General features: G+C 49.2%; 19 protein-coding genes. 14 read left to right on the top strand and 5 right to left on the bottom strand.

Annotated elements, in window-relative coordinates; translation table 11 throughout:
• Nucleotides 1–55: 55 nt before the first annotated feature.
• The 4 genes from G5S52_RS13965 to G5S52_RS24225 all read right to left on the bottom strand — a co-directional run bounded on the left by G5S52_RS13965 (nt 56) and on the right by G5S52_RS24225 (nt 3,064).
• On the bottom strand, nt 56–196 hold the full coding sequence (locus G5S52_RS13965; RefSeq protein WP_002540901.1) for a hypothetical protein: 141 nt from the start codon (nt 194–196) through the stop codon (nt 56–58).
• A gap of 250 nt (nt 197–446) precedes the next feature.
• Complete coding sequence (gene gbcB, locus G5S52_RS13960; protein WP_165014836.1) at nt 447–1,562, bottom strand: glycine betaine monooxygenase reductase subunit; 1,116 nt, start codon at nt 1,560–1,562, stop codon at nt 447–449.
• A gap of 133 nt (nt 1,563–1,695) precedes the next feature.
• On the bottom strand, nt 1,696–2,949 hold the full coding sequence (gene gbca / locus G5S52_RS13955; protein WP_165014833.1) for a glycine betaine monooxygenase oxygenase subunit: 1,254 nt from the start codon (nt 2,947–2,949) through the stop codon (nt 1,696–1,698).
• The gene (locus G5S52_RS24225) at nt 2,942–3,064 is read right to left on the bottom strand and encodes a hypothetical protein (RefSeq protein WP_256481756.1); all 123 of its coding nucleotides are present in this window, start codon (nt 3,062–3,064) and stop codon (nt 2,942–2,944) included. Before G5S52_RS24225 ends, gbca begins: the two co-directional genes overlap by 8 nt.
• Nucleotides 3,065–3,482: 418 nt before the next feature.
• Between G5S52_RS24225 and G5S52_RS13950 the strand changes: the two genes are divergently transcribed.
• From G5S52_RS13950 to G5S52_RS13935, 5 genes are all read left to right on the top strand, one after another.
• On the top strand, nt 3,483–4,532 hold the full coding sequence (locus G5S52_RS13950; RefSeq protein WP_165014830.1) for a hypothetical protein: 1,050 nt from the start codon (nt 3,483–3,485) through the stop codon (nt 4,530–4,532).
• A gap of 77 nt (nt 4,533–4,609) precedes the next feature.
• Nucleotides 4,610–5,680 carry a hypothetical protein gene (locus G5S52_RS13945; RefSeq protein WP_165014827.1) on the top strand — a complete coding sequence of 357 codons (1,071 nt, stop codon included), beginning with the start codon at nt 4,610–4,612 and terminating at the stop codon, nt 5,678–5,680.
• A gap of 276 nt (nt 5,681–5,956) precedes the next feature.
• Nucleotides 5,957–6,952 (top strand): EAL domain-containing protein, encoded by a 996-nt coding sequence (locus G5S52_RS24220; RefSeq protein ID WP_268895527.1) that lies wholly within the window; start codon nt 5,957–5,959, stop codon nt 6,950–6,952.
• Nucleotides 6,953–6,975: 23 nt separating this feature from the next.
• Nucleotides 6,976–7,428: an EAL domain-containing protein gene (locus G5S52_RS23975; RefSeq protein WP_268895526.1), complete on the top strand. Its 453-nt coding sequence runs from the start codon at nt 6,976–6,978 to the stop codon at nt 7,426–7,428.
• A gap of 113 nt (nt 7,429–7,541) precedes the next feature.
• Nucleotides 7,542–8,516: a hypothetical protein gene (locus G5S52_RS13935; RefSeq protein ID WP_235956249.1), complete on the top strand. Its 975-nt coding sequence runs from the start codon at nt 7,542–7,544 to the stop codon at nt 8,514–8,516.
• 26 nt (nt 8,517–8,542) lie between these two features.
• On the opposite strand, the gene G5S52_RS13930 is transcribed toward G5S52_RS13935, so the two are convergent.
• The gene (locus G5S52_RS13930; protein WP_165014824.1) at nt 8,543–9,748 is read right to left on the bottom strand and encodes a pyridoxal-phosphate-dependent aminotransferase family protein; all 1,206 of its coding nucleotides are present in this window, start codon (nt 9,746–9,748) and stop codon (nt 8,543–8,545) included.
• A 105-nt stretch (nt 9,749–9,853) separates the two neighbouring features.
• Between G5S52_RS13930 and G5S52_RS24215 the strand changes: the two genes are divergently transcribed.
• The 9 genes from G5S52_RS24215 to G5S52_RS13890 all read left to right on the top strand — a co-directional run bounded on the left by G5S52_RS24215 (nt 9,854) and on the right by G5S52_RS13890 (nt 22,008).
• Nucleotides 9,854–9,988: a hypothetical protein gene (locus G5S52_RS24215; protein ID WP_268895525.1), complete on the top strand. Its 135-nt coding sequence runs from the start codon at nt 9,854–9,856 to the stop codon at nt 9,986–9,988.
• Between the two features lie 107 nt (nt 9,989–10,095).
• Complete coding sequence (locus tag G5S52_RS13925) at nt 10,096–10,419, top strand: hypothetical protein (RefSeq protein ID WP_165014821.1); 324 nt, start codon at nt 10,096–10,098, stop codon at nt 10,417–10,419.
• A gap of 133 nt (nt 10,420–10,552) precedes the next feature.
• On the top strand, nt 10,553–11,401 hold the full coding sequence (hdfR, locus tag G5S52_RS13920) for an HTH-type transcriptional regulator HdfR (RefSeq protein WP_165014818.1): 849 nt from the start codon (nt 10,553–10,555) through the stop codon (nt 11,399–11,401).
• A 285-nt stretch (nt 11,402–11,686) separates the two neighbouring features.
• Nucleotides 11,687–13,312 carry a methyl-accepting chemotaxis protein gene (locus tag G5S52_RS13915; RefSeq protein WP_165014815.1) on the top strand — a complete coding sequence of 542 codons (1,626 nt, stop codon included), beginning with the start codon at nt 11,687–11,689 and terminating at the stop codon, nt 13,310–13,312.
• A 229-nt stretch (nt 13,313–13,541) separates the two neighbouring features.
• Nucleotides 13,542–14,732, top strand: coding sequence for a putative manganese transporter (locus tag G5S52_RS13910; RefSeq protein ID WP_165014813.1), 1,191 nt, complete (start codon nt 13,542–13,544; stop codon nt 14,730–14,732).
• Between the two features lie 390 nt (nt 14,733–15,122).
• Nucleotides 15,123–16,430: a dicarboxylate/amino acid:cation symporter gene (locus G5S52_RS13905; protein WP_002540886.1), complete on the top strand. Its 1,308-nt coding sequence runs from the start codon at nt 15,123–15,125 to the stop codon at nt 16,428–16,430.
• Between the two features lie 109 nt (nt 16,431–16,539).
• A complete protein-coding gene (locus G5S52_RS13900; protein WP_165014810.1) occupies nt 16,540–18,093 on the top strand; it encodes a cryptochrome/photolyase family protein in 1,554 nt (517 codons plus the stop codon).
• Nucleotides 18,094–18,300: 207 nt separating this feature from the next.
• The gene (locus G5S52_RS13895) at nt 18,301–19,932 is read left to right on the top strand and encodes a BCCT family transporter (RefSeq protein ID WP_165014807.1); all 1,632 of its coding nucleotides are present in this window, start codon (nt 18,301–18,303) and stop codon (nt 19,930–19,932) included.
• 441 nt (nt 19,933–20,373) lie between these two features.
• A complete protein-coding gene (locus G5S52_RS13890; protein WP_165014803.1) occupies nt 20,374–22,008 on the top strand; it encodes a BCCT family transporter in 1,635 nt (544 codons plus the stop codon).
• The last annotated feature ends 98 nt before the right edge of the window (nt 22,009–22,106 follow it).

Raw genomic sequence — 22,106 nt, 5'->3', positions numbered from 1 at the left:
TTTGATGGCGCTTCAACAGTTGTATGGAAAACTGGAAGCGCCTTTCAAATGACAGTTAGTTAGTGCTGCTGTCATCCTTTACCTGACACTCTGGGGCTTCAGAACCTTCCGAGCAGTCAGTCGCGGTGTCGCTGGCGAGTGCCAAGCCTGAGAAAAATACTGCGAAGGTTAACATCAGTGTTTTGAACATAGTCATTTCTCTATCTCCTATTTCCATTGGAGTTATTAATTGGGTGTTTGCTGCAGCAGTTGTTCCAAGCCACCTCGTTAATATGGCGTCTTGGTAAGTACACTTTGGTTTATAACCTACTGAGTTTTGTTAGCGTTCGGTAATGGTTGTGTTAGGCAGGCTTTTTGTCTGAAATCTTGTACGAATGGTGATAAAACCAAAGAAGCTCCGTAAAGGAGCTTCTTTGGTATCAATCAGTTGGCGGGATATTAGGGTTTCAGGTCTCAATCGACACATCATCAAGGGGCTTGCTACAACAGCTGAGAATGTAGCCTTCTTCAATTTCTTCGTCGCTGATCCCGCCGTTGTGCTCCATATTGACATTCCCTGACAGTAACCTCACTTTGCACGAACCGCAGATCCCCATGCCGCAAGCTTTGGGAATTTGTACGCCCAACTTGGTACTGGCAGCATGCACGGTTTCGTTTTCGGTCACCGTGACAGACATGCCTTCATCAATAAATTCCACACTGAACCCGGCTTGCGGCAACTCTTCCGCAATTTGCGCCAGTTCTGCAGACTCTTCTGCATCTTCAATGGCTTCCGGTGGCGTCTCACCAAAGCTTTCTTCGTGGTAACGCGACATGTCGTAGCCGATGTCTTTAAGCATGGCGCGCACGGCTCTCATGTAAGGCTCGGGGCCACAACAGTAGACTTCGCGCTGAAGGACATCCGGTGCGATGAGTTCGAGTATTTGCTGGGTCAGAAAGCCGCGATAGCCGTGCCAGCTTTCGCCGATGTCGTAGCGTTCACAGATGATGCTGAGCTCGAAATTGTCGATACGTGACGCAATCAGTTCGAGCTCTTTCTTGAAGATGATGTCTTTTGGGGTTTGAGCACTATGGACAAATTTCATGTCGACCAAGCTGTTGGTGTCGTACCACCACCTTGCCATCGACATGACAGGCGTAATGCCAACGCCGCCAGAAAGGAATAGCGCTTTGTCGGTAGAGAAGTCGATGCAGTTGAAGTTGCCAACCGGGCCATGAACGGCAATCTCATCTTCTACCCGAAGGTTGTCGTGAAGCCAGTTAGAGACCAACCCATTTTTGACCCGTTTCACCGTAATCGAAAAGCTGTACGGAACAGAAGGGGAGGACGACATGGTGTAGCTTCGCATCACCTGCTCGCCACCAATCTCCAGCTCAAGCGTCACAAACTGGCCGGGTTTGAAGAAAAACATGATGGGTGTCTGGCTCATAAAGCAGAAAGTTTTTACATCATGTGTTTCCTGAATCACCTTAACACAGCGCACAACATGACGGCCATTTGCCCAGGTCTGCGTATTAACCGGGTTTAAGCTGTCTTCGGGTAAGGGTTCCAGTTCGTTCATAGTGATTTTCCCTGAGATTTTTCGCGGTTTCCTGCTGCGATTGTGGGGTGGATTCAGGGTTTTAGATTACACAGGCACGACATACACATACCTGAATACACCACCCTGACTTACCCCCAATTTTCCACTGGTTCTAACCCAGATTTTCTTTCATGCGCTCGCAGTACCAATTGACGAAGTTGATCACCCCGAATTCATAGGTTTTGGAATAGGGCCCCGGTTGATAGCCCATGGAATTTACGCCCAGCTGGTTATTTTCAGACAAGGTTCTGTCCTGCGCATTGGTCGCATCCCAGACATGGCGAAGGTTTTCAGGGTCATAATCGACGCCTTCGACAGCATCTTTGTGCACCAACCAGCGGGTGATGACTTTGGTTTCCTGTGGGCTGATTGGCAGGATCTGAAACGCGATGTGATGATCGCCCATACCATGGTTCCAGGAATTTGGCAGGTGAAGAATACGTAGTGCACCAAGATCCGGTGAGGTGATACGGCCGAGAAGCTTTTTACTGGCAGCCTGACCATCCATCGTCATGGAGTGGGTACCCTCTTTTAGCGGGGTACGAACAATGCGGTTACGGTTGTCGTAACGCATTTGGTATTGATAAGGGATATCCATGCCAGACCAGAAATTTTGCTGCTTCTCGACTAACGCTTTGAACTCTGGTGTGGCGCGGGGATCATTGTTATCGTCCCATTCTAACAATGAGTTTAGAAGCTCTGGGTGGGAGCCATCGCAGTGATAGCATTCGCGGTTGTTTTCCACCACCAGTTTCCAGTTGGCTTTCTCAATGATTTCGCTCTGTACCGCGACTTTTGCATTGTAGAGATCGTGCGGTTCCAGGTAGTACTCCATGTCTTTCACGAAGTCTTCAATGGGCGGTGCTGTTTCGGCAAGGCAAACAAAGATATAGCCCCCAGCTACCTGACAATGTACAGACGCCAATCCATGGGTGGATCGATCAAAGCTATCATCCATGTCCTGACCGTTGTAGACCAGTGAACCGTCCAAATCGTAAGCCCATTGGTGATATGGACAGACGAGTTTGGGTGTTTTGCCTTTAGCGGCCAGACAGATCTTCGAGCCGCGGTGACGACAGGTATTATGGAAAGCACGGATTTCATCTTTGTTATCCCGCAGGATGATGACAGGGCTCAGACCAATATCGACCGTGATGTAGCTGCCGCGTTTTGGCAGCTCACAACTCATGCCAGCGAAAATCCATTCTTTGTGGAAGATCTCTTCCATATCTATCTGGAACAGGGCTTCGCTATTGTAAAACGGCTGTTCCAACGTGTGATCGGGGATACGTCTTTCCAGCATGGTTTTCACGGCGTTGCGGTCAATAAGCGCATTATCAATGCGTTGTGCGGGCACTTTAGTCATCTTCTTTCCCTAGTGAAGTACCAGTCATATCGAGGCTCTCTTGAACGTCAGTCCAAGCAATTAGCATCCAACCCGCCCACACTGCTGCCAGCAGTTTGCTTGGGTATACCTGCATAATGACCCTGTTTCTATGTGGAAAATTATTTAATTACGACTTCGGGATTGCTTGTATACGACCAAGAAGGAACAGACCGCGGCGTCACTGGTCATCGCTAAGAAATTGGCATGAGAATTGGTGAGGCTACTGCGGTTTGACTATATCAATCGAAATAATTTGGCCATTTTATGCAATTGATTTTATTTAATTCTAGTGGGTGAAAATAGAGTTAGTTTTCGAAACTCCTAATGTAATAGCTGTTATGTAAGTCGAATATCTTGTCGCATTTATACAAACAATGTCGCTGACTTTTACATTAAAAATAAATTTATCAATTAGATTTTCAAATAACGAGAGCGAGATCTATGTTAATGAATTGTTATATTTTTGAATCTACCCTACGCTGAGCGAAACCAATACAAAAGGGTGGTTTAAAATGAAAAAAACGATAGCAATGCTCTCACTTTCAACAGCAGCTCTTTCTTTTTCAGCAACAGCCGCCATAGGCCAGCATCCTGTCGTGCTGGTTCATGGCTTGCAACCCTCTCAACTCGCCGCCAGGCCTGGTCCAGCAGAGGTTAGTGCTGATGGTGAACACTACTGGGAGCAGTATTGGAACAGTCGTGCAGATGTGCGTATCGACTGGCCTTCCCACGAACGTGTAGCGGGGAAAATTGCCAGTGACTATGCATGGCCGAAATTAAAACAACTTGCGCAAAGTAATACCTGTGCCAACGGATGTATTTTTGTTACGCACTCTACCGGTGACCTGGTTACACGCTATATTTTAGATAATCAAGAAAATTGGCTTTTAAACGAAGGCTTACCACCGTTAAATATTATTTCTACGTTTGACTTTGCGGGTGCCGGCGGTGGCTCTGAACTGGCAGACATGGCAGTAAATATTGCTGAAGGTGGTGGTGTTTTAAACACAACCTTACAATTTGCTATATCACTTTGGTTGGGTGAAATGCCAAACAGCAGCAACACTGGCGTGTTAAATGACCTGAAAGTGGCAAACGCTCGACAAATCGCGCCTTTCCCGGATGGCAGGGTTCCCCGCATTCGTTTCACCGGTGATTCGAGCGAGTATCTTGGTGTGACATCGCCATTTTTACCGGGTCATGATGATGGTGTTGTCGCATCGCATTCGACCTGTGGTTCAAGCACTGTGGGCAATTTCAGCAGTTGTTCCCGCACTGTCGCCTATGATGGCAAGGTGTCGAGTCAATCCCGCGGTGTATCGAGCTTTATGCCGCAGCACTATCCGATGCTGATGGGCAGTGGCTACACCCATGGTGGGGTGATCGGCGATGTTCACCAAGGAAAAGTGACTGCAGCGAACAGTCGTGTGTCTTTAGGAGATGGCACGCAGGTTTCTGTCAGCACGTCTGACTCCTGGTCATGGTGGAGCTGGGCGTATTTTCGTTACGTGAATGGCTCCGAAAACCACACCATGTCTGAGCTGGTGGCTAACCTGCGATAAGTGATAACCGGAGGAGCAAGTCTCCTCCGGGACTGATTTCCGCTCTGCATGGGGTGGTGTTTAACAAGGAAGAGTCAATGAGAAAAGCGGGTACGGTGCTGATAACCTTGGCACTCGCAGGAATGGGTGTTTGGCTACTTGGAGATACGGGAACAGAAACGCCCGCGCAGGACCCTGCGACGATGGTGCCCGAGAAAGAGACGGCGTCTTCATCAGAATCAGAGCCTCAACCGTTGCCCCTTGCCAAGCAAATTGAGCCTGAACCAATGCCAGATGAACCCTTGCCGGTGATGGAGATTCCGGAAGCGATGACCGCGCAGTTTTCTATGGTGGCACAAACCTTCGAGCAAGAACTGCATTACCCACCTTATTCCCAACCTATTCTGTCGTCAGACAGCCCTTATCTGAACCCAAACCGTTTTGCTGAAGTGGAAATGCCGGTTCTTGATGGGAAGGAGTCTGCTGTCTTGTCTCTTGATAAATATCGCTTTTTCTACCCAGAGACTGTGCCTTTTAAAGTGAAAAGTTCACTTCCTGTGCTTGGTATGCGTTACTCGTTATTAGACATTGGCAGTCGTGAAGAAGTCGCAAGTGGAAGCAGTGAAAATGCTGATGGGGAAATGCAGCCTGATGAGTCGACATCTTCACAGCTAAGGCTGAAGGTCACGGTGCGCTTTGAAGGTGGCAGTGATGTGTTAACGGCTGACATTAGCTATGCCAATCCCGTAGCGTTTGTCATGAGAGCTGAGCCTACGTACACCCGACAAGCCGACTGGATGATACCTGTTACCATCGATGCCAAAAAAGCGGGGCTTTACCGTCTTCGCGCCAACTTATATCGAGAAGATGGTACGCCTGTTGCCGTGCTAACGGAAAAGCAAAAGCTGGGTGAAGGGCAGGGTGAGATTGTATTGAAAGCTCATCAATCCGTTTTCTCGGGTGAAAGCGGAGCGTATTCGTTAAAGGATATTCAGTTGGAACGAATGTCTGGTCGACCAGGTGAAGAAACACAGTATGGTGTGAGTCAGGTTGGGCAAATTGAACTTGGCGAGTTGAGTGCAGATTCGCTGAGCGACGCACCCTATCAACCCTCAGATCAGGAGCGCCAACAGCTTCGTTTTCTAAAGCATTTGGCGGGTGAAGCCTGATTGAACAGCGTCCTCTTCATTTAATCCAGACGCGGTTTTCTGCCGCACATCAAAAATTTGAGCTTTCACTCTAAAATCTCTATGACAGTCTCAGAATCCTTGTGATATACATCGCACTCCTGTTCGTGGTGTCCACTTTTCTCGACGGATTGATGGCTGGCTAGTTGCTCTCAATCAACAATCATTCAGCTATAAAGCGTATGATGTTCGGAAAAGTAGGCAGGTCATCTCCAAGATCCCACGGCCTCACATCTTTACTGAACAAGGTTTTCGAGCATGAAACGCAATGGGCAAGATTTGGTGTACTACCTGACGCTGGTATGTGTGCCGATGTTTTTTGTTGTGTTGCTGGGGCTGTATCTGTCCAAGTTGTCCATTGATAAACATGTCGATGACTTTGGAGGGATATACCTAAAAACCCTTGAAAGAAAGATAGAGTCGCTGACCAATCAGGCGCAGGTGATCATGAGTCATACCTCTAATTGCCGCTCTATCAAGAGCCGACTGAAACTCTGGCCAAGCGTGCATGATTTCGTGACCGTGAAAAATGGTCAGGTCATGTGTCAGTCTGACACTGTCTTTGACTGGGTCGACCCGTCTTTGATCACCGCAAATCTGACGCCAGGTATTCACAGCTATCCTAAGGCAGGAGCAGTGGGTCATGAACGGGTGTTGGTGATTGTTTCGCAGAATAAAAAGGATCTCGATACCCGAGGTATGGCTGTTGTCTCTTTAGACGAGTTTATCAGCCACATGGATATTTCAGACTCGCTGCAATATGAAAAGCTGGCGATTTGGATTGGTGACAAGTGTTTGTTTAACCGAAGCCAGTATGACCTTGAAAGCATGCATTACTTCAAATCGCAGCGTTTTCACATTGAGCTCGGCGTTGAACCCACGGAAAGTTATGTGCGTTACTCCATGCTGATGTTCACGTTGGCGAGTATTCCTCTTGGGCTGCTGATTTCCCTGTTTTCCCACCTGATTATCATGCGTCTGAAGCCCCGCTTTTCTCTCATCGAAGAAATTAAAACCGGCATGAAACGCGGAGAGTTCTATTTGATGTATCAACCGGTTTACGACGCAATGGGTGAGCTTTATGGCTTCGAAGCGTTAGCGCGTTGGCAACATTCAAAGATGGGCGCAGTGGGGCCGGATATTTTTATTCCAGCCATCGAGCAGAATGGCTTGGGTGTTGAATTTACCCACTATGTCTTTTCCCGCGCAGCCCAGGACATGGCATTGCTGCCTACAGGAAAAACCTACCATTAGGCATCAATGTCCCGCCGGAGTTTATGACCTGTCCAAGCTTTGAATCGGAGTTGGCCTATGTGCTGGGGCTGTTCGATGCGTTGCCCGTTTCCATTACGCTTGAGATCACTGAACGTCAGTTGTTGGACGACTCAGCGCTTACCCAGATTGACGCGGCGCGTCGCCTTGGCGTATCAGTGGCGATCGATGATTTCGGGGTAGGGCATACTTCATTGTCCATGCTGCAGCGACTTAACCTCGACTATCTGAAAATCGACAAATGTTTTGTCGATACTGTGGGGGTAGATTCGGTGAATGCGCCAGTGTTGGAGTCCATCATTGAACTTGCTCATCGTCTGAACATCGCAATTGTCGCAGAGGGGGTAGAAAACGGAGAACAGGTTGATTTTCTTATTCACCGTGGCTGTCAGTATCAGCAAGGATATTTCTACTCAAAGCCTTTGATGGTAGGCGATCTACTGAACCAGCTTAGTTAAGGTTAACAGAACCAAGTGGCATTGCTCTCAATCCGGCAAATTTGATGTGCGACGACCGTGAGATCCACTACGCTTAAAAAAAGCTTCGTAAACATGAGCATAAGGATCCTGGTTTGGTCGCAACACTTCGTCTTATCGAGAATCCGGCACTGGTCAGTTGTCACTCCGAACTGACGGACACGGATATTTTGTGGTGCGACCTACTTCAAGACGAACGCTTTTCGCAAGAAATCCGCAAACTTAGCCAATACGTGGTCGATTACCGCGCCAACCTGAAGAATCATCTCGACCACAAGCTGGCAGAGCCCCATCTGTTTCTGCTTTGTAGCCGCGAGAAAGTGCGTTTTAATATCTTTAAACGCCCTCGCTACAATTTCCTGACCAAAAAAACCACGTTCCACTTTCTGGTTGGCAAGGAACAGCGCAAAGTTTCGGCGGCTGTGAAACTGGGGGATCACTTTTTCGAAAACACACCGCACCCTAAAGTCCTGCTCGAACCTAAATTTGTCACCTTACTGACAAATAAAAACGAAGACATTACCCTCTCTGTTCATGATTTCCTGTTCGGGACAGGTATTGATGTTGAGGTGGAAAGCAAAGTCGTGGCGACCGGCAGTTCACCTTCACCTTATTGGGAGGGGGCGCAATCTCTGGTATCTGCGCTGAGTCATGAAGCGTCAAAACATATGTCTTCTGATACTGACCTGCTGGTGTATCTGGGGGGATTTGATTGCAATGTATTAGCGATCAAGGATGACAGAGAAGTCGAGCCAGAGAGCCTTGGCATGCCGAATGGTGAGGGTGCTAAAACGCTGGCCTTGATGCTGGCCCGCGCTTACAGCATTTATTTTCTTGGTGAAAGTGAAAACAAACCGGCGCTGCGAAGTGCCTACGGTAACTTGCTGCGCTATATGAGAAATCGCAATCTGGTTCGGATAACGTTAACCCACTTCTATGAGTTTGATAGCGAGTACTTACATCTTGGCTCTGATTCCAGAGAGTACGCGCTGAATCATGAGTTTGTTATCACCCTTGAAGACGGCGTAATGCATATCGATGGCGAGCCGTTCCAACCCAGCTTCACTTAACCCTGAACCTGCCGATTTGTTTTCTGTCAGCCAAACTGTGGCTGGTACTCCTGCAACGTTTTTTCCAACATCGCTACACCTAACGGTAAGTTCGCTTCGCCACCGAGTCTTTGGATGGTCGACCCTAAAGCGTGGATAGTACGGAAGATATTATGCACGCGGCATTGCTCGCCCATCTGTCCGATTCGAACGATATTCAAACCAAATGAACCTGAAATCTCCACTTTAAAATCTCGTGAAATCGCCGCCAGAATCTCTTTCTGATTCAACCCGTCCGGCACATTGATGCCTACGACGGAATTCAGTCGTGAGGCTTTGTCGGCATAAAGCGAAAGCCCGAGACCTTGAATACCAGCTTGAAGGGCAAGGGAGCATTTCAGGTGACGGTCAAAGCGCTTTTCAAGGGTTTCATCGCAAATCAGTCGCAGCGCTTCATGAATGGCCATAATGCCGGAAACGGGCGCGGTATAGTGATATGAGCTTTGGTACCAGAATTTGTCTGCCAGTTTCGCATCCAGACACCAGTGTCGCAGTGTGTCTTCGCGGGTGGTGATTTTGTCCCATGCCTGCTCAGAAAAAGCGACCAGAGAAACACCGGGAATACAGCTCAACCCCTTCTGGCCACCAGTGATCACGGCATCCACGCCCCATTCATCCATGTTGAGTGGCATGGTGCTGAGGGTACAGACGGCATCGACAATCACCAGGCATCCCGCAGATTTGGCGGCACTACAGATTTCTGGCAACGCACCGTTGCAAACCGTGTTGGAAGTTTCTCCCTGCACGATAGTGAGCACTTTGGGCTGTACTTCCGCAATGGCTTTGGCAATCTCCTCAGGGCTTGCAGCTTGTCCTTCAGCAATGGTGTAGCGGGTGACTTCTCCGCCCACACGTTCAGACATTTCCGCCAAGCGGCCACTGAAAAAGCCATTACTCACAGACAGCACTCTGTCGCCCGGTGCAACCAGGTTTGCTACCGCCATTTCCATCGCCGCAGACCCTGGGCCTGCCACACCGAGAATGTGTGAAGACTCGGTCTGGAAAACGTAGCGGGACATGGATTTCACCTGCTCAATGATACGTGACATGGTCTCACCGAGGTGGTTAATCACAATACCGTTGGCGGCGGCGACTTTGGCAGGAATTGGCACAGGGCCAGCGCCCATCATCAACAAAGGTTCTTCGGGAAGGATGGTATCCAGTGATTCGACGATGGGGGCAGATATGCGCACGTATAACTCCTGTATTGATTCTGTGCTTGGGCGACTTCCAGTCGGAGGTGCTGCTTGTTTTTCAAGCAGAAAGGCATGGTCGCACAGTGACACAGGGATTTCCATTTGGATAACGGGATATTCCGTCGCATTTCTGCACTACTTGGCGGCGTGCGTCGCATCGACAAAAAGCAGTCAGATGTTGATACCAAGTTTGGGATGGTATGTGGTAAGCAATGCGACACCTATTTGTCTCCATAGTGGTACATGTAACTGATTGCGTAAGGCTTACACTGAGTAAGTCGAACCACCTGAGACAACCATTTAGATGGGGCAGGGTGGACACCGTTTTATGGTTCGGAGGCTCGATGTTTGAGACCTGGCTCGATATAGCAGTGGGCACACTGTGGGGATTCTGGCTAGCCATGTACCTCGACAGGTATTACCGTCGACAAGTTGCAGCGGTGAATCTGTGTGTGTTTGTGTTTTGGGGAAAAAGCTTTAAGGCGAATCGTTATCTCGCAACTTGCATTAATGTGTTGCTGGTGGTGATATTCCTGTTGCTTGCATCCGCTTTGATTGGACATTTGGTGGATAACTGGGGAGCGTTTATTGGTGCATGGTGTTTAGGGTTGGCGGTGTATGCGCTTTGCTTTTCCCTTCCCAAGCCGATATCCAGCCGCAAAGTCTAATTATTCCTCCTTACTTTGACGTACGCGTTCAATTGATCCGCAATCGCGCTGAATTGTGCGCTTTACCCTTGACCCGGTAGGGCTTTTCCGTGATAACGCAAGCTGACGAAACTATTTTGATTTATTGCTGATTATGGATACTGATCTACTACGCACGTTCCTGGAAGTGAACAAAACCCGACATTTTGGTAAAGCGGCAACCAACCTGTATTTAACACAGTCGGCCGTCAGCTTCCGTATCCGCCAATTGGAAATAAAACTCGGTACGCCGGTGTTTACCCGTAAGCGCGGTGATTTGCGCTTAACCGCTGCGGGAGAGCGTTTTGTCCCCTATGCAGAAAGCATTTTGCAGACCTGGGGCCGCGCACGTCAGGATGTGGCGCTAACTGACAGCTACCAGCAGCAACTCACGGTCGGGGCGACGTCACTGATCTGGGAAATGGACAGCTGCAGTGACTGGTTGGAGCAAGTTGAAGCCAATCAACCGGATTGGGCACTTCGCACGGAATCTTTGAGCCGTCAGCAAATCTCGAATGCGCTGCTTGAGAAGCAGGTCGATGTGGTGCTGACCAGTGAACCACCAAAACTGGCAGATCTGCAGCAGCAACGTATTACAGCATTTGAACTTCTGCTGGTATGCAGTGAACCGGATCAGGATTTGGAGTCAGTGAGTGAACTGCCGATGGTGTATCTGGACTGGGGAACCCGTTTTGGCCTTGAACATGGCCGTATTGCATCGTTACAGCGCACTCCTGTGCTGCACAGCCATGCATGCCAGCCAGCGTTGAAATTCCTGCTTAACCGTGGCGGCGTTGGATTCTTGCCGTCTACTGTCGCACAGCCTTGGATTGAAGCCGGAGCATTGCATGTGGTGAAAGACAGCCCTGCGATGGCGAATGAATTGTATCTGGTTTGGCTTTCCACCAGTGACAAGCATGAAGATATCGAAGCCTTGGTCTCCAACTTAGAAAACGACGCTTAACGATATCCAAGTGACTGGAGGTGATATTTAGCCTCCGGTCTGCCTTTATTTCACTCGTATAGTAATCCAGACTTTTTCTACTCTGAGCGTCCGTCCCTCTCTCATCTCTACTAACGTCTAAAACCATTTCACACACGCAGTTTTTTGACACTCCCGACGGGAATTTGGCGTTCAAACTGATTGCCAAAATAAATGTTTCTAAAAGAAAATTCACGGTTGGCAAATGTTGATCTAAGTCTCATAATGCGCGCAATTTCAGCAATACGACTCAGGTTTAAGCGATAAATGTCACTCAAAAATATCTCTATCCGATATCAAATTCTGATCCCTATCTTTCTTTTGGTGATAAGCACTTTCGCAGTGATGGTCTTTGCCAAGAGTGAAGTTGAATCAGCGGTTTATTCGGTCAGTAATACAGCACGACAGGCAGCGAATGACAAAGATCGCGTGTCTAAACTGGCAGACATTGCCTGGGCAATGCGTGTGGAAGCCATTTACGGTATTTACGATTCGCAACGCACCAAGCAAATGGCTGACAACGTTGCCAAGTTGGGTAACGAAGCGTTGACCATTTCCCGTGAACTGGCAAAAACGCCAGTGCTACGTGATATGGCACTTGATATCGAGAACAGCGTGAGCGACTACGTTCGCTATACCAACGCCCACGCACAACCAACGATTGAAGCTTACTTCAAGCAACAAATCGCCACGCCGCGCTATAACGCTATGGTGAACGAATATCGTGAAATGGGCGCGGAAATGATGAAAGACATCAGCGCGCTGTCTGCCTTTATCAATCCTTTGGTTGAACAAGACCTGAAAAAATCTGACGACGATGCAGATCAGATGATGGTGACAACCGGCCTGGTGATGGGCAGTGCATTGACGATTGCGATGTTGTTTGGCTGGTGGCTTTCGGGTGTGATCGTGAAACCATTGGAAGCGCTTCAGGACGTCATGCGTCGTCTGGCGACCGGTGATCTGAACGTACAGGCGGATGAGTCCGGTGAAAACGAACTGGCGCGTTTAGGTCGTGACACCAACCAGACCATCAGCCAACTGCGTCATACCGTGACCACACTGTTCAGTATCAGCGATGAAGTGGCAGCGGCTTCCACTGAACTTGCAGCGGTCATGAACCAGTCTGCAGTGAACGCACAGCAAGAGCAGGCAGAAATCGAACAGGTTGCTTCTGCAGTGACCGAGCTTTCAAGTACTGCAGATAACGTGTCTGACAACGCGGTGAATGCTGACCATGCGGCTCGTCAAACTGATGAACTGGCAGCACAAGGTCTGGCAGTGTTCGAGCAAAGTACACAGGCCGCAGTGCAAATGGCGGAGTCGATTGAAAACACCGCAAGTGTGGTGAGCACTCTGCGTGAGCAATCTGAGCGCATCAGTCATGTTGTGGAAGTGATCCGCGGCATTTCGGAGCAAACTAATTTGCTGGCACTGAATGCGGCAATTGAAGCGGCGCGTGCAGGCCATTCTGGTCGTGGTTTTGCAGTGGTCGCGGATGAAGTGCGTATGCTGGCAGCGCGTACTGAAGAGTCGACCAAAGAGATCCAGCAAATCATCGAAGGCTTGCAGCTTCAGGCTTCTCAGGCGGGTGACAGCATGGGAATGTGTATGGACGTGCTTGCGCGTACTCAGGAGCTGAGCCAACAGGCGAATGATGCCCTGAACGGCATCACCCAGTCTGTCGCACAAATCACTGACATGAATACGCTGGTGGCGACCGCCGCTGAACAGCAATCGGCAGTGACGCAGGACATCAACCGTAACATCACTAATATGTCTGGCATCATTACCCAAAATGTTACGGGTATCAGCCAAAGCGCGTCGGCAAGTCAGGAGCTTTCTCAGCTGGCTGAAAGCCAGAAGCAGGAGCTTGCTTTCTTCCGCGTTTAATTGCCAGATGTAAGCTTCAACCAAAACCGCCTTTCGGGGCGGTTTTCTCTTATCTCTCACCCGTACTTCATGCTTATACCAATCGTAGTAAATATCTGCTCAACCTAGCATTTTTCCTGCGCTATCTCTGATCACCTATCTACTGTGATTGGTATTATCAAACTTCCTGTTGCAATTCGTCACCTACGATCTATTATTGATAATAATTCTCATTATCAAAAGTAAAACGATGACAGGATTACTTTCCCGACTCTTCGCACAGGTTTCAAAACGGCATTTATGGGCGATGAAAAAACGTCGTCTTTTAGTACCAGTGTTGTTACTTGCGCTGATTTTCGCTGAACCAACGCGTGCGGTGACACTTGCAGTGCTGTCTGATGCTTTCTGGCAAGTGGCTGCTTATGTGGCTGCGACACTGGCGCTTTTTCACTATTTGACGAACAAGTTCGAACGTCATGGCGCTTGGGTATCGCGTTTAGCAAAAAAGAAAAATCTGCAGGTGGTGTTTTCAGCGGTATTGGGCGCTTTACCGGGATGTGGTGGTGCTATTGTTGTTATCACCCAGTTTGTACGTGGCAACCTTAGCTTTGGCAGTGTGGTTGCCGTGCTTACAGCAACGATGGGCGATGCTGCGTTCTTGTTGCTAGCCACTAAGCCTTCGGATGGCATCTTTATGATTGGGTTAGGTTTTGCCGTCGGTGTGGTTTCCGGACAGATTGTCGATGCGCTGCATCGTGATGACTTTATGCGACCCAAACACTCCCCGGCAAAACCTAACGCATGTTCCAATCAAGCCGACAGCCAAACTGTTATCGGTGTGCAGGGACGTTTTTGGCAATGGGTATTGCTTCCATCGCTGGTGATGGCACTGCTTGGCTCAATGCAGTTTGATACCGATGGGCTGCTTCGTCTTCCTGTTGGCACTTCCGAGCTAATTGGCGCGGTTCTCGCGATAACGACGGTGACTTTCTGGGCGCTGGCGCGAGAAGCGGAAAATTATGAGTCTTTGGTGGGAGAAGATCCCAAAGACAGTGGATCGCACCTTTTCGAGCGGGTCGCTCAGGACACAAACTTTGTGATGGTCTGGGTGATTGCGGCGTTTCTGGTGTTTGAGCTTTGCGTACTTTGGCTGGGGATGGATCTCAGTGAACTGTTTACTGGCTGGGGTGCTTTGGTGCCATTAATGGGGGTCGTTGTGGGCATATTGCCCGGCTGCGGGCCTCAGATTCTAGTTACCAGTTTGTACATCAGCGGTGCTGTGCCAATTTCTGCCCAAATTGGCAATGCTATTTCCAATGATGGTGATGCGCTTTTTCCTGCGATTGCGCTGGCACCAAAGGCTGCCATTGTTGCCACCCTTTATTCAACCTTGCCAGCATTGATCGCTGCTTACAGTTTCTTCTGGCTGGTAGAAAGCTGACCCCTCAGGTTGGGTATGCGCCTGACTGTTGTTAATAGCACTGATGGTTTTTCGAACAGGTCAGGTATTTTCTGTTGGTCAAAAAGACATCTAATGGTTTTTTATTTTGTTAATCAGATGTTTGTTAGATTTAAAATTCCGTTCTGGATGTGTGATTTGTCGCATAAAAGTGACTCGATGTTGTAAAAAGGGAATGTATTTAGTTGGGATTCCGCTGCTAATCTCATCGCGCTTGATTGTGAAGAGCAAGTTAACCAATCAGATTAAAATTCGGTTCATTGAGTTCTGTTGAAACGATGCTTTGCCCGAGGGCAGTTCGTATTCTTCTGGTCAATATAAATCACCAGTTTAATCTCCTTGGCGTTGAGTTTTGAAAAGGAGTTTTCAATCATGAATGCGGAAGCTAACAAGATGTCTTTGACCACCCGTGTCCTGCTGGGCATGGTGATGGGTATTGTGACTGGTTTTGCTATTCGGTTTTTGTTCGGCGAAGAAGGTTTCGTCAACGAGTATATCGTCAACGGCTTGTTTGACGTTGGTGGCCAAATTTTTGTAGCCAGCTTGAAGATGCTGGTGGTTCCTTTGGTATTCGTTTCATTGGTGTGTGGCACCAGCGCACTGAAAGATATCGCAACGCTGGGTCGTTTGGGTGGCAAAACCCTGATGTTCTATCTGGGTACCACGGCGCTGGCGATCACCCTGGCAATGAGCCTCGCGCTACTGTTTGGCCCAGGTAAAGGTGCAGACCTTTCTGCGGCATCGTCTTTCCAAGCTTCTGAAGCGCCATCGCTGGGCGATGTGATTGTGGGCATGTTCCCAACGAACCCAATCAGCTCAATGGCGGAAGGCAACACGCTGCAAATCATCATTTTTGCGCTGCTGTTCGGTATTGCTATCAGTGCGTCTGGCAAACCGGGTGAGCGCGTGGCGGCCTTCTTCCGTGATCTGAACGAAGTGATTCTTAAGCTGGTTGCGTTGTTGATGAATCTGGCACCGTTTGGTGTGTTCTGTCTGATGGCGAAGTTGTTTACCTCGCTGGGTCTGTCCGCCATTGTCAGTCTGGCAGAATACTTCTTCGTGTTGGCGGGTGGTCTAGTGCTGCATGCGCTGGTGACTTACACCACACTGCTTAAGGTATTCAGCGGCCTGAGTCCGGTAACATTCCTCAAGAAGATGGAAGATGCCATCATGTTCGCGTTCTCGACGGCGTCGTCGAATGCGACCATTCCCGTGTCGATGGAAACCACCACTCGCCGCATGGGTGCTGACAACAAGATTGCGTCTTTCACCATCCCGCTGGGTGCGACCATTAACATGGACGGCACAGCGATGATGCAGGGTGTAGCGACGGTATTTATCGCGCAGGCTTTCAATGTTGACCTGACCATGATGGACTACATGACGGTTATCCTGACGGCAACACTGGCGTCTATCGGTACCGCGGGTGTGCCGGGCGTGGGTCTGGTGATGCTGGCGATGGTATTGAATCAGGTAGGTTTGCCGCTGGAAGGTATTGCACTGATCATGGGTGTTGACCGTCTGCTGGACATGATTCGTACCGCGGTGAACATTACTGGTGACTGTGCGGTAACCTGTATTGTTGCGAAAAGCGAAGACGCGTTGGATGAGAAACGCTTCAACGACATGAAAGCGGCGGAAGAAGACGAGAAAATCGTGTTTCGACCTCACGCGCAGTAACTCATTGCTACTAATAAAAAAACGCCAGCTTGTCTGGCGTTTTTTGATCTCTCGTCTTTCCACAACGTAATCCATACTGTTGAAAAATTGCAGAAATGGCAGCAGACCAATGACCCGAATCCATACCCTCAGACTCATTCTCGGCGACCAGCTCAATGCCAGCCATTCGTGGTACAGCGAACACGACGACGGTGTGTTGTACCTGATCGCAGAGTTGCGTCAAGAGACCGACTACGCCCCTCATCATGTTCAAAAGGTCTGTGCGTTTTTCGCTGCCATGAAAGGTTTTGCGACTGCCTTAGAGAAAGCGGGTCATCATGTGAAACACATGACGCTGGATGAAACACAACCCTTCGATTCGCTGAACGCACTGCTAAAAGCGTTGATTGAGAAACACAGTGTCACGCGTTTTGAGTATCAGCTTCCGGATGAGTACCGTTTGCGCGAACAGCTTCGCCTGTTTAGCGCTTTTTTAGATATTGAGACCACCCCGACAGGTTGCGAGCATTTTCTGGTACCTGATGATGCCTTGAACCAACATTTCACTGCGGGTAAACATCACCTGATGGAGTCTTTCTACCGAAAAATGCGTAAGCAGTTTGACGTGATGATGGAAGGCGACAAACCTGAAGGGGGAAAGTGGAATTACGACAAAGATAACCGCGCCAAGCTGACCAAAGCTGAGCTTGAATGCATCCCTGAGCCTTTGGTGTTTGCCAATGATGTGTCTACTATTCTCGAGCGTTTGGAGCGTCATGGTGTGGAAACCATTGGGTTTGCTAGTGCACAGCTTCTCTGGCCTGTCACACGCAAACAATCGCTGGAACTGCTCGATTACTTCTGTCAGTACCTGCTACCAAAATTCGGCAGTTTTCAGGACGCGATGACATCCGAGAGCCCACACCGATGGAGCGTTTATCATTCCCGTCTTTCCTTTGCACTCAACAGCAAAATGCTTCATCCAATGCAGGTGATTCAAGCTGCGATAGAGGCGTATCGCCAGCCTGACTCCGGCATTAGCATCAATCAGGTAGAGGGCTTTGTCAGACAGATTCTTGGCTGGCGTGAGTTTGTTCGCGGGCTTTACTGGGCAAACATGCCGGAGTATTCAACCATGAACGCATTGGGTGGCACACGGAAATTACCGAACTTCTTTTGGACAGGCGAGACCAAGATGCAATGCCTGAAACAGGCTATCCAGCAGTCGCTGGATTATGGTTATGCGCATCACATCCAACGCTTGATGGTTACCGGTAACTTCACCCTGCTCACGGGCATTGCACCGGAAGAAGTCGATGCCTGGTATCTGGGGATCTATGTCGATGCCATTGAGTGGGTAGAATTACCGAACGTTCGGGGAATGGCGCTGTTTGCAGATGGCGGTCTGTTTGCCACCAAGCCTTACAGTGCCAGCGGTAACTACATCAACAAGATGAGCGACTATTGCGCGGGTTGCCACTACAAAGTCAAAGAAAAAGTGGGAGAGGGGGCGTGTCCTCTAAACAGTCTTTACTGGCATTTTATGGAACGCCATCGCGCTAAAATTGCGGTGAATCCGCGCGCCGGCATGGTCTATCGCGGCTGGGATGGAAAATCCGACGAAGAGCGTAGTGCGGTACTAGATCAAGCTGCGCATTATTTGGGCAATCTCAATAATCTCTAACTGTTTAATTTATCGTGATATTTGCATTTTTGGCATTCCCTTTGTGAATGAGCTGGTCTCCTTTTATTCTCTTGGTAATTAATATCGAAAAATCATGCTAATACGACAAGTTTTATTTGTTTTACCTCACTGACGTAAACGGTAATAGTTTGCGTTTATTCAGGCAATTTGGCCTGGATGTTGTGAATGTAAAATGGAGTTGTCGTTGTGAGTGATAAAAGCCACGATGAATTAATGTCACCGGATGGTGCGGTGACGCCTATCGATACTGACTACCAAGTAGGTCAGGATAATATCGCCCTGAAAATCGGTCCTTTGGGTCTTGATATCCATAACCGCGTGTTTTTGGTTTCAGGCGGTATGATTGCACTGTTCGTGTTAGTCACTCTGCTGTTTCGTAACTCTGTTGGGCCTTTGTTCAACGAAATGCGTAACACACTTACTGCCCAAATGGACTGGTTCTTCATCGGCGCAGGTAACCTTTTCGTTATTCTCTGTCTGATCCTTATCTTCAGCCCATTGGGACGCGTGCGTCTCGGCGGCACAGAAGCTACCCCTGATTACACCTATGTCGGTTGGTTTTCCATGCTGTTTGCTGCAGGTATGGGTATCGGCTTGATGTTCTACGGCGTGTCTGAACCACTTTCACACTATGCATCTTCTTTTGGCGGTGTGGTTGAGGCAAATGGCGTTCGTACTGACTGGGCACCATTGGGTGGTGCTGCCGGCGATATGGCTGCTGCAAAAGATCTGGGTATGGCGGCGACGATTTACCACTGGGGTTTGCACCCATGGGCAATCTACGCATTGCTGGCTCTGTCTCTGGCACTGTTCTCGTTTAACAAAGGCCTACCACTGACTATCCGTTCTGTGTTCTACCCAATCTTTGGTGAGCGCATCTGGGGTTGGCCGGGTCATATTATTGATATCACTGCGGTAGTGGCGACACTGTTCGGTCTTGCTACGTCACTGGGCTTTGGTGCGTCGCAGGCGGCTGCAGGTTTGGACTTCCTGTTCAACATTCCAAGCGGCATTACCACTCAGGTTATTCTGATCATCGGTATCACGGGTCTGGCACTGATGTCTGTGGTAGCGGGTCTGGACTCTGGTGTGAAACGTCTTTCTGAGTTCAACATGGCGATGGCCACCTTGCTGATGGTGTTTGTGATTGTGGTAGGGCCTACCCTGTCAATTTTCACCAGCCTGGGTACCAATATGGTGGCGTACTTCGAGAACCTGCCTGCACTGTCGAACCCACTTGGCCGCGAAGATGCTAACTACTCACAAGGTTGGACCGCGTTCTACTGGGCATGGTGGATGTCCTGGTCGCCATTCGTAGGTATGTTTATCGCGCGTGTTTCGCGTGGCCGCACGGTTCGCGAATTCATCATTTGTGTACTGCTGATCCCAACGTCTGTCTGTGTGTTGTGGATGACAGCATTCGGTACCACGGCGATTGAGCAGCTGCAGGATGGTTACCGCGCAGTGGTTGATGCAGATCTGCCACTACAGCTGTTCAACATGCTGGATGGCCTGCCTCTGTCGAGCATTACCTCTCTGCTGGGTATCATTCTGGTGGTGGTGTTCTTCGTCACCTCTTCAGATTCCGGTTCACTGGTTATCGATACCATTTCTGCAGGTGGTAAGGTGGATGCACCTGTACCACAGCGTATCTTCTGGTGTTCGTTTGTTGGTCTGGTAGCGATTTCTCTATTGCTGGGTGGTGGCCTTGGGGCGCTGCAGGCAATGGTGGTGTCGACAGGTCTGCCATTCTGTATCGTTCTGTTGCTTTGTGCATTCTCCCTGGTGAAGGGATTGATGTCTGAGCCACGCAAATAAGCGAAAGAAATAAATCCGGGTTCGCGCCCGGATTTTTCTTTTTTATGCAAAAAACCAAACTCAAAACGTAACTGACACATTGGCCGAAACTGGATCCAGCACGGCGCATTTGCGTAATTCAAGCACCCTATGCAGGGATAGAAATAGAGGGTTAGTGCGCGAATCCAATGTTTAGAGCTCAATAGTTATTAGCGTTGGCTGTCTGCCTGATTAACACGATATTGTGGCTAATTTTTGTGCAATTACAGCAATTAATTCGACCCATTTCTCACTATTGAAGCATTGAACACTAAGGATATGTTAGAGTGTTTAGGTCATTAGACCTTAAGTTAGTGAGCGTTCAATATGCCTGATGATAGAAAACCTCGTTTTCTGTTGTTTCACCCTGCATATTCAACGCCATTGACTGCTTAACTCGCTAAACGGATTAAGGAGTTTACTGTGAGCGATAAAAGTCATGAAGAGTTGATGAAACCGGATGGTGACGTCAACCCCATAGACACAGATTATCAGGTTGGGCAAGACAACATTGCCATGAAGATCGGGCCATTAGGGCTGGATATTCACAACCGCGTATTCTTGATTTCAGGCCTTGCTGTCGTATTGTTCGTCTTCGTCACCCTCGCTTTTCAAAAAGATGTTGCCCCAGTTTTTGGTGATATTCGAAGCTGGCTGACATCAAACCTGGATTGGTTCTTTCTTTCTGCGGGCGACATTTTCGTGATCGTCTGTTTGGTACTCGTGGTGAGCCCTTTAGGTAAAGTGCGCTTGGGCGGTACTGAAGCCACGCCAGATTACACTTATGCCGGTTGGTTCTCCATGCTGTTTGCAGCAGGTATGGGTATCGGCCTGATGTTCTACGGTGTATCTGAGCCGCTTTCACACTACGCATCTGCATTTGGCGGTACTTCTGTTGAAAACGGCGTGCGTACAGACTGGGCGCCGCTTGGTGCTGCAGCCGGTGATGCGGCAGCAGCGAAAGATTTGGCGATGGCGGCCACTATCTATCACTGGGGTCTCCATCCTTGGGCGATTTATGCGATTCTGGCATTAGGCTTGGCACTGTTCTCATTCAACAAGGGCCTGCCTCTAACCATGCGTTCTGTGTTCTATCCGTTGTTCGGGGAGCGCGTATGGGGCTGGGTCGGTCACGTGATTGATATCCTCGCTGTGGTAGCTACCCTGTTTGGTTTGGCAACTTCTCTTGGTTTTGGTGCGTCTCAGGCAGCAGCAGGTCTTAACTTCCTGTTTGGTGTTCCACTGGGCACTACCACTGAAATTGTGCTCGTGATCTTGATTACCGCGCTGGCGTTGGTGTCTGTCATGGCGGGTCTGGACGCAGGTGTGAAGCGCTTGTCTGAAATCAACATGATGCTGGCGATTGCACTGCTTCTTTTCGTGATCGTGATGGGGCCGACGCTGGCGATTGTCACTGGTTTCTTTGGCAACATCGCGTCATACGTTGAGCACCTACCTGCGCTGGCGAATCCGTTTGGGCGGGAAGACGCTAACTTCTCGCAAGGTTGGACGGCATTCTACTGGGCGTGGTGGATTTCATGGTCCCCATTCGTTGGTATGTTCATTGCGCGTGTTTCCCGCGGCCGCTCGGTGCGTGAATTTATCGTCTGTGTACTGCTGATCCCATCACTGGCGTGTGTGCTTTGGATGACCGCATTCGGCGGAACTGCCATCAGCCAGCTGGTGAATGATGGCTACACCGCGGTTACGGAAGCGGCACTACCGCTGCAATTGTTCGCTATGCTGGATGCATTGCCATTGGCGTCGATCACATCATTTATCGGTATCGTTCTGGTGGTGGTTTTCTTTGTGACCTCATCAGATTCAGGATCACTGGTTATCGATACTATCGCTGCTGGTGGTAAGGTAGATGCACCTGTACCACAGCGAGTTTTCTGGTGTACGTTTGAAGGACTGGTTGCCATTGTGCTTCTGCTGGGTGGTGGTCTCGTTGCCTTGCAGGCGATGGCGGTATCAACCGGATTCCCGTTCACCATAGTTTTGCTGGTTGCCTGTGTCTCGGTCATCAAAGGCTTGATGTCTGAACCGAGAAGCTAGGTGATTCAATAGCTAACTGAAACGGGGCAGACACTCAACGTCTGCCCCGTTTTGTCTGGTTTGTAGTTAGAGTGATTCGAATAAGAACGCTCACTGAG

Origin of the sequence: Grimontia sedimenti (assembly GCF_011045095.1) — a bacterium.
GTDB classification, from domain to species: Bacteria; Pseudomonadota; Gammaproteobacteria; order Enterobacterales; family Vibrionaceae; genus Enterovibrio; species Enterovibrio sedimenti.
Note: the sequence above shows the minus strand (reverse complement) of the source record. Positions and strands in the feature narration are given on the sequence as shown.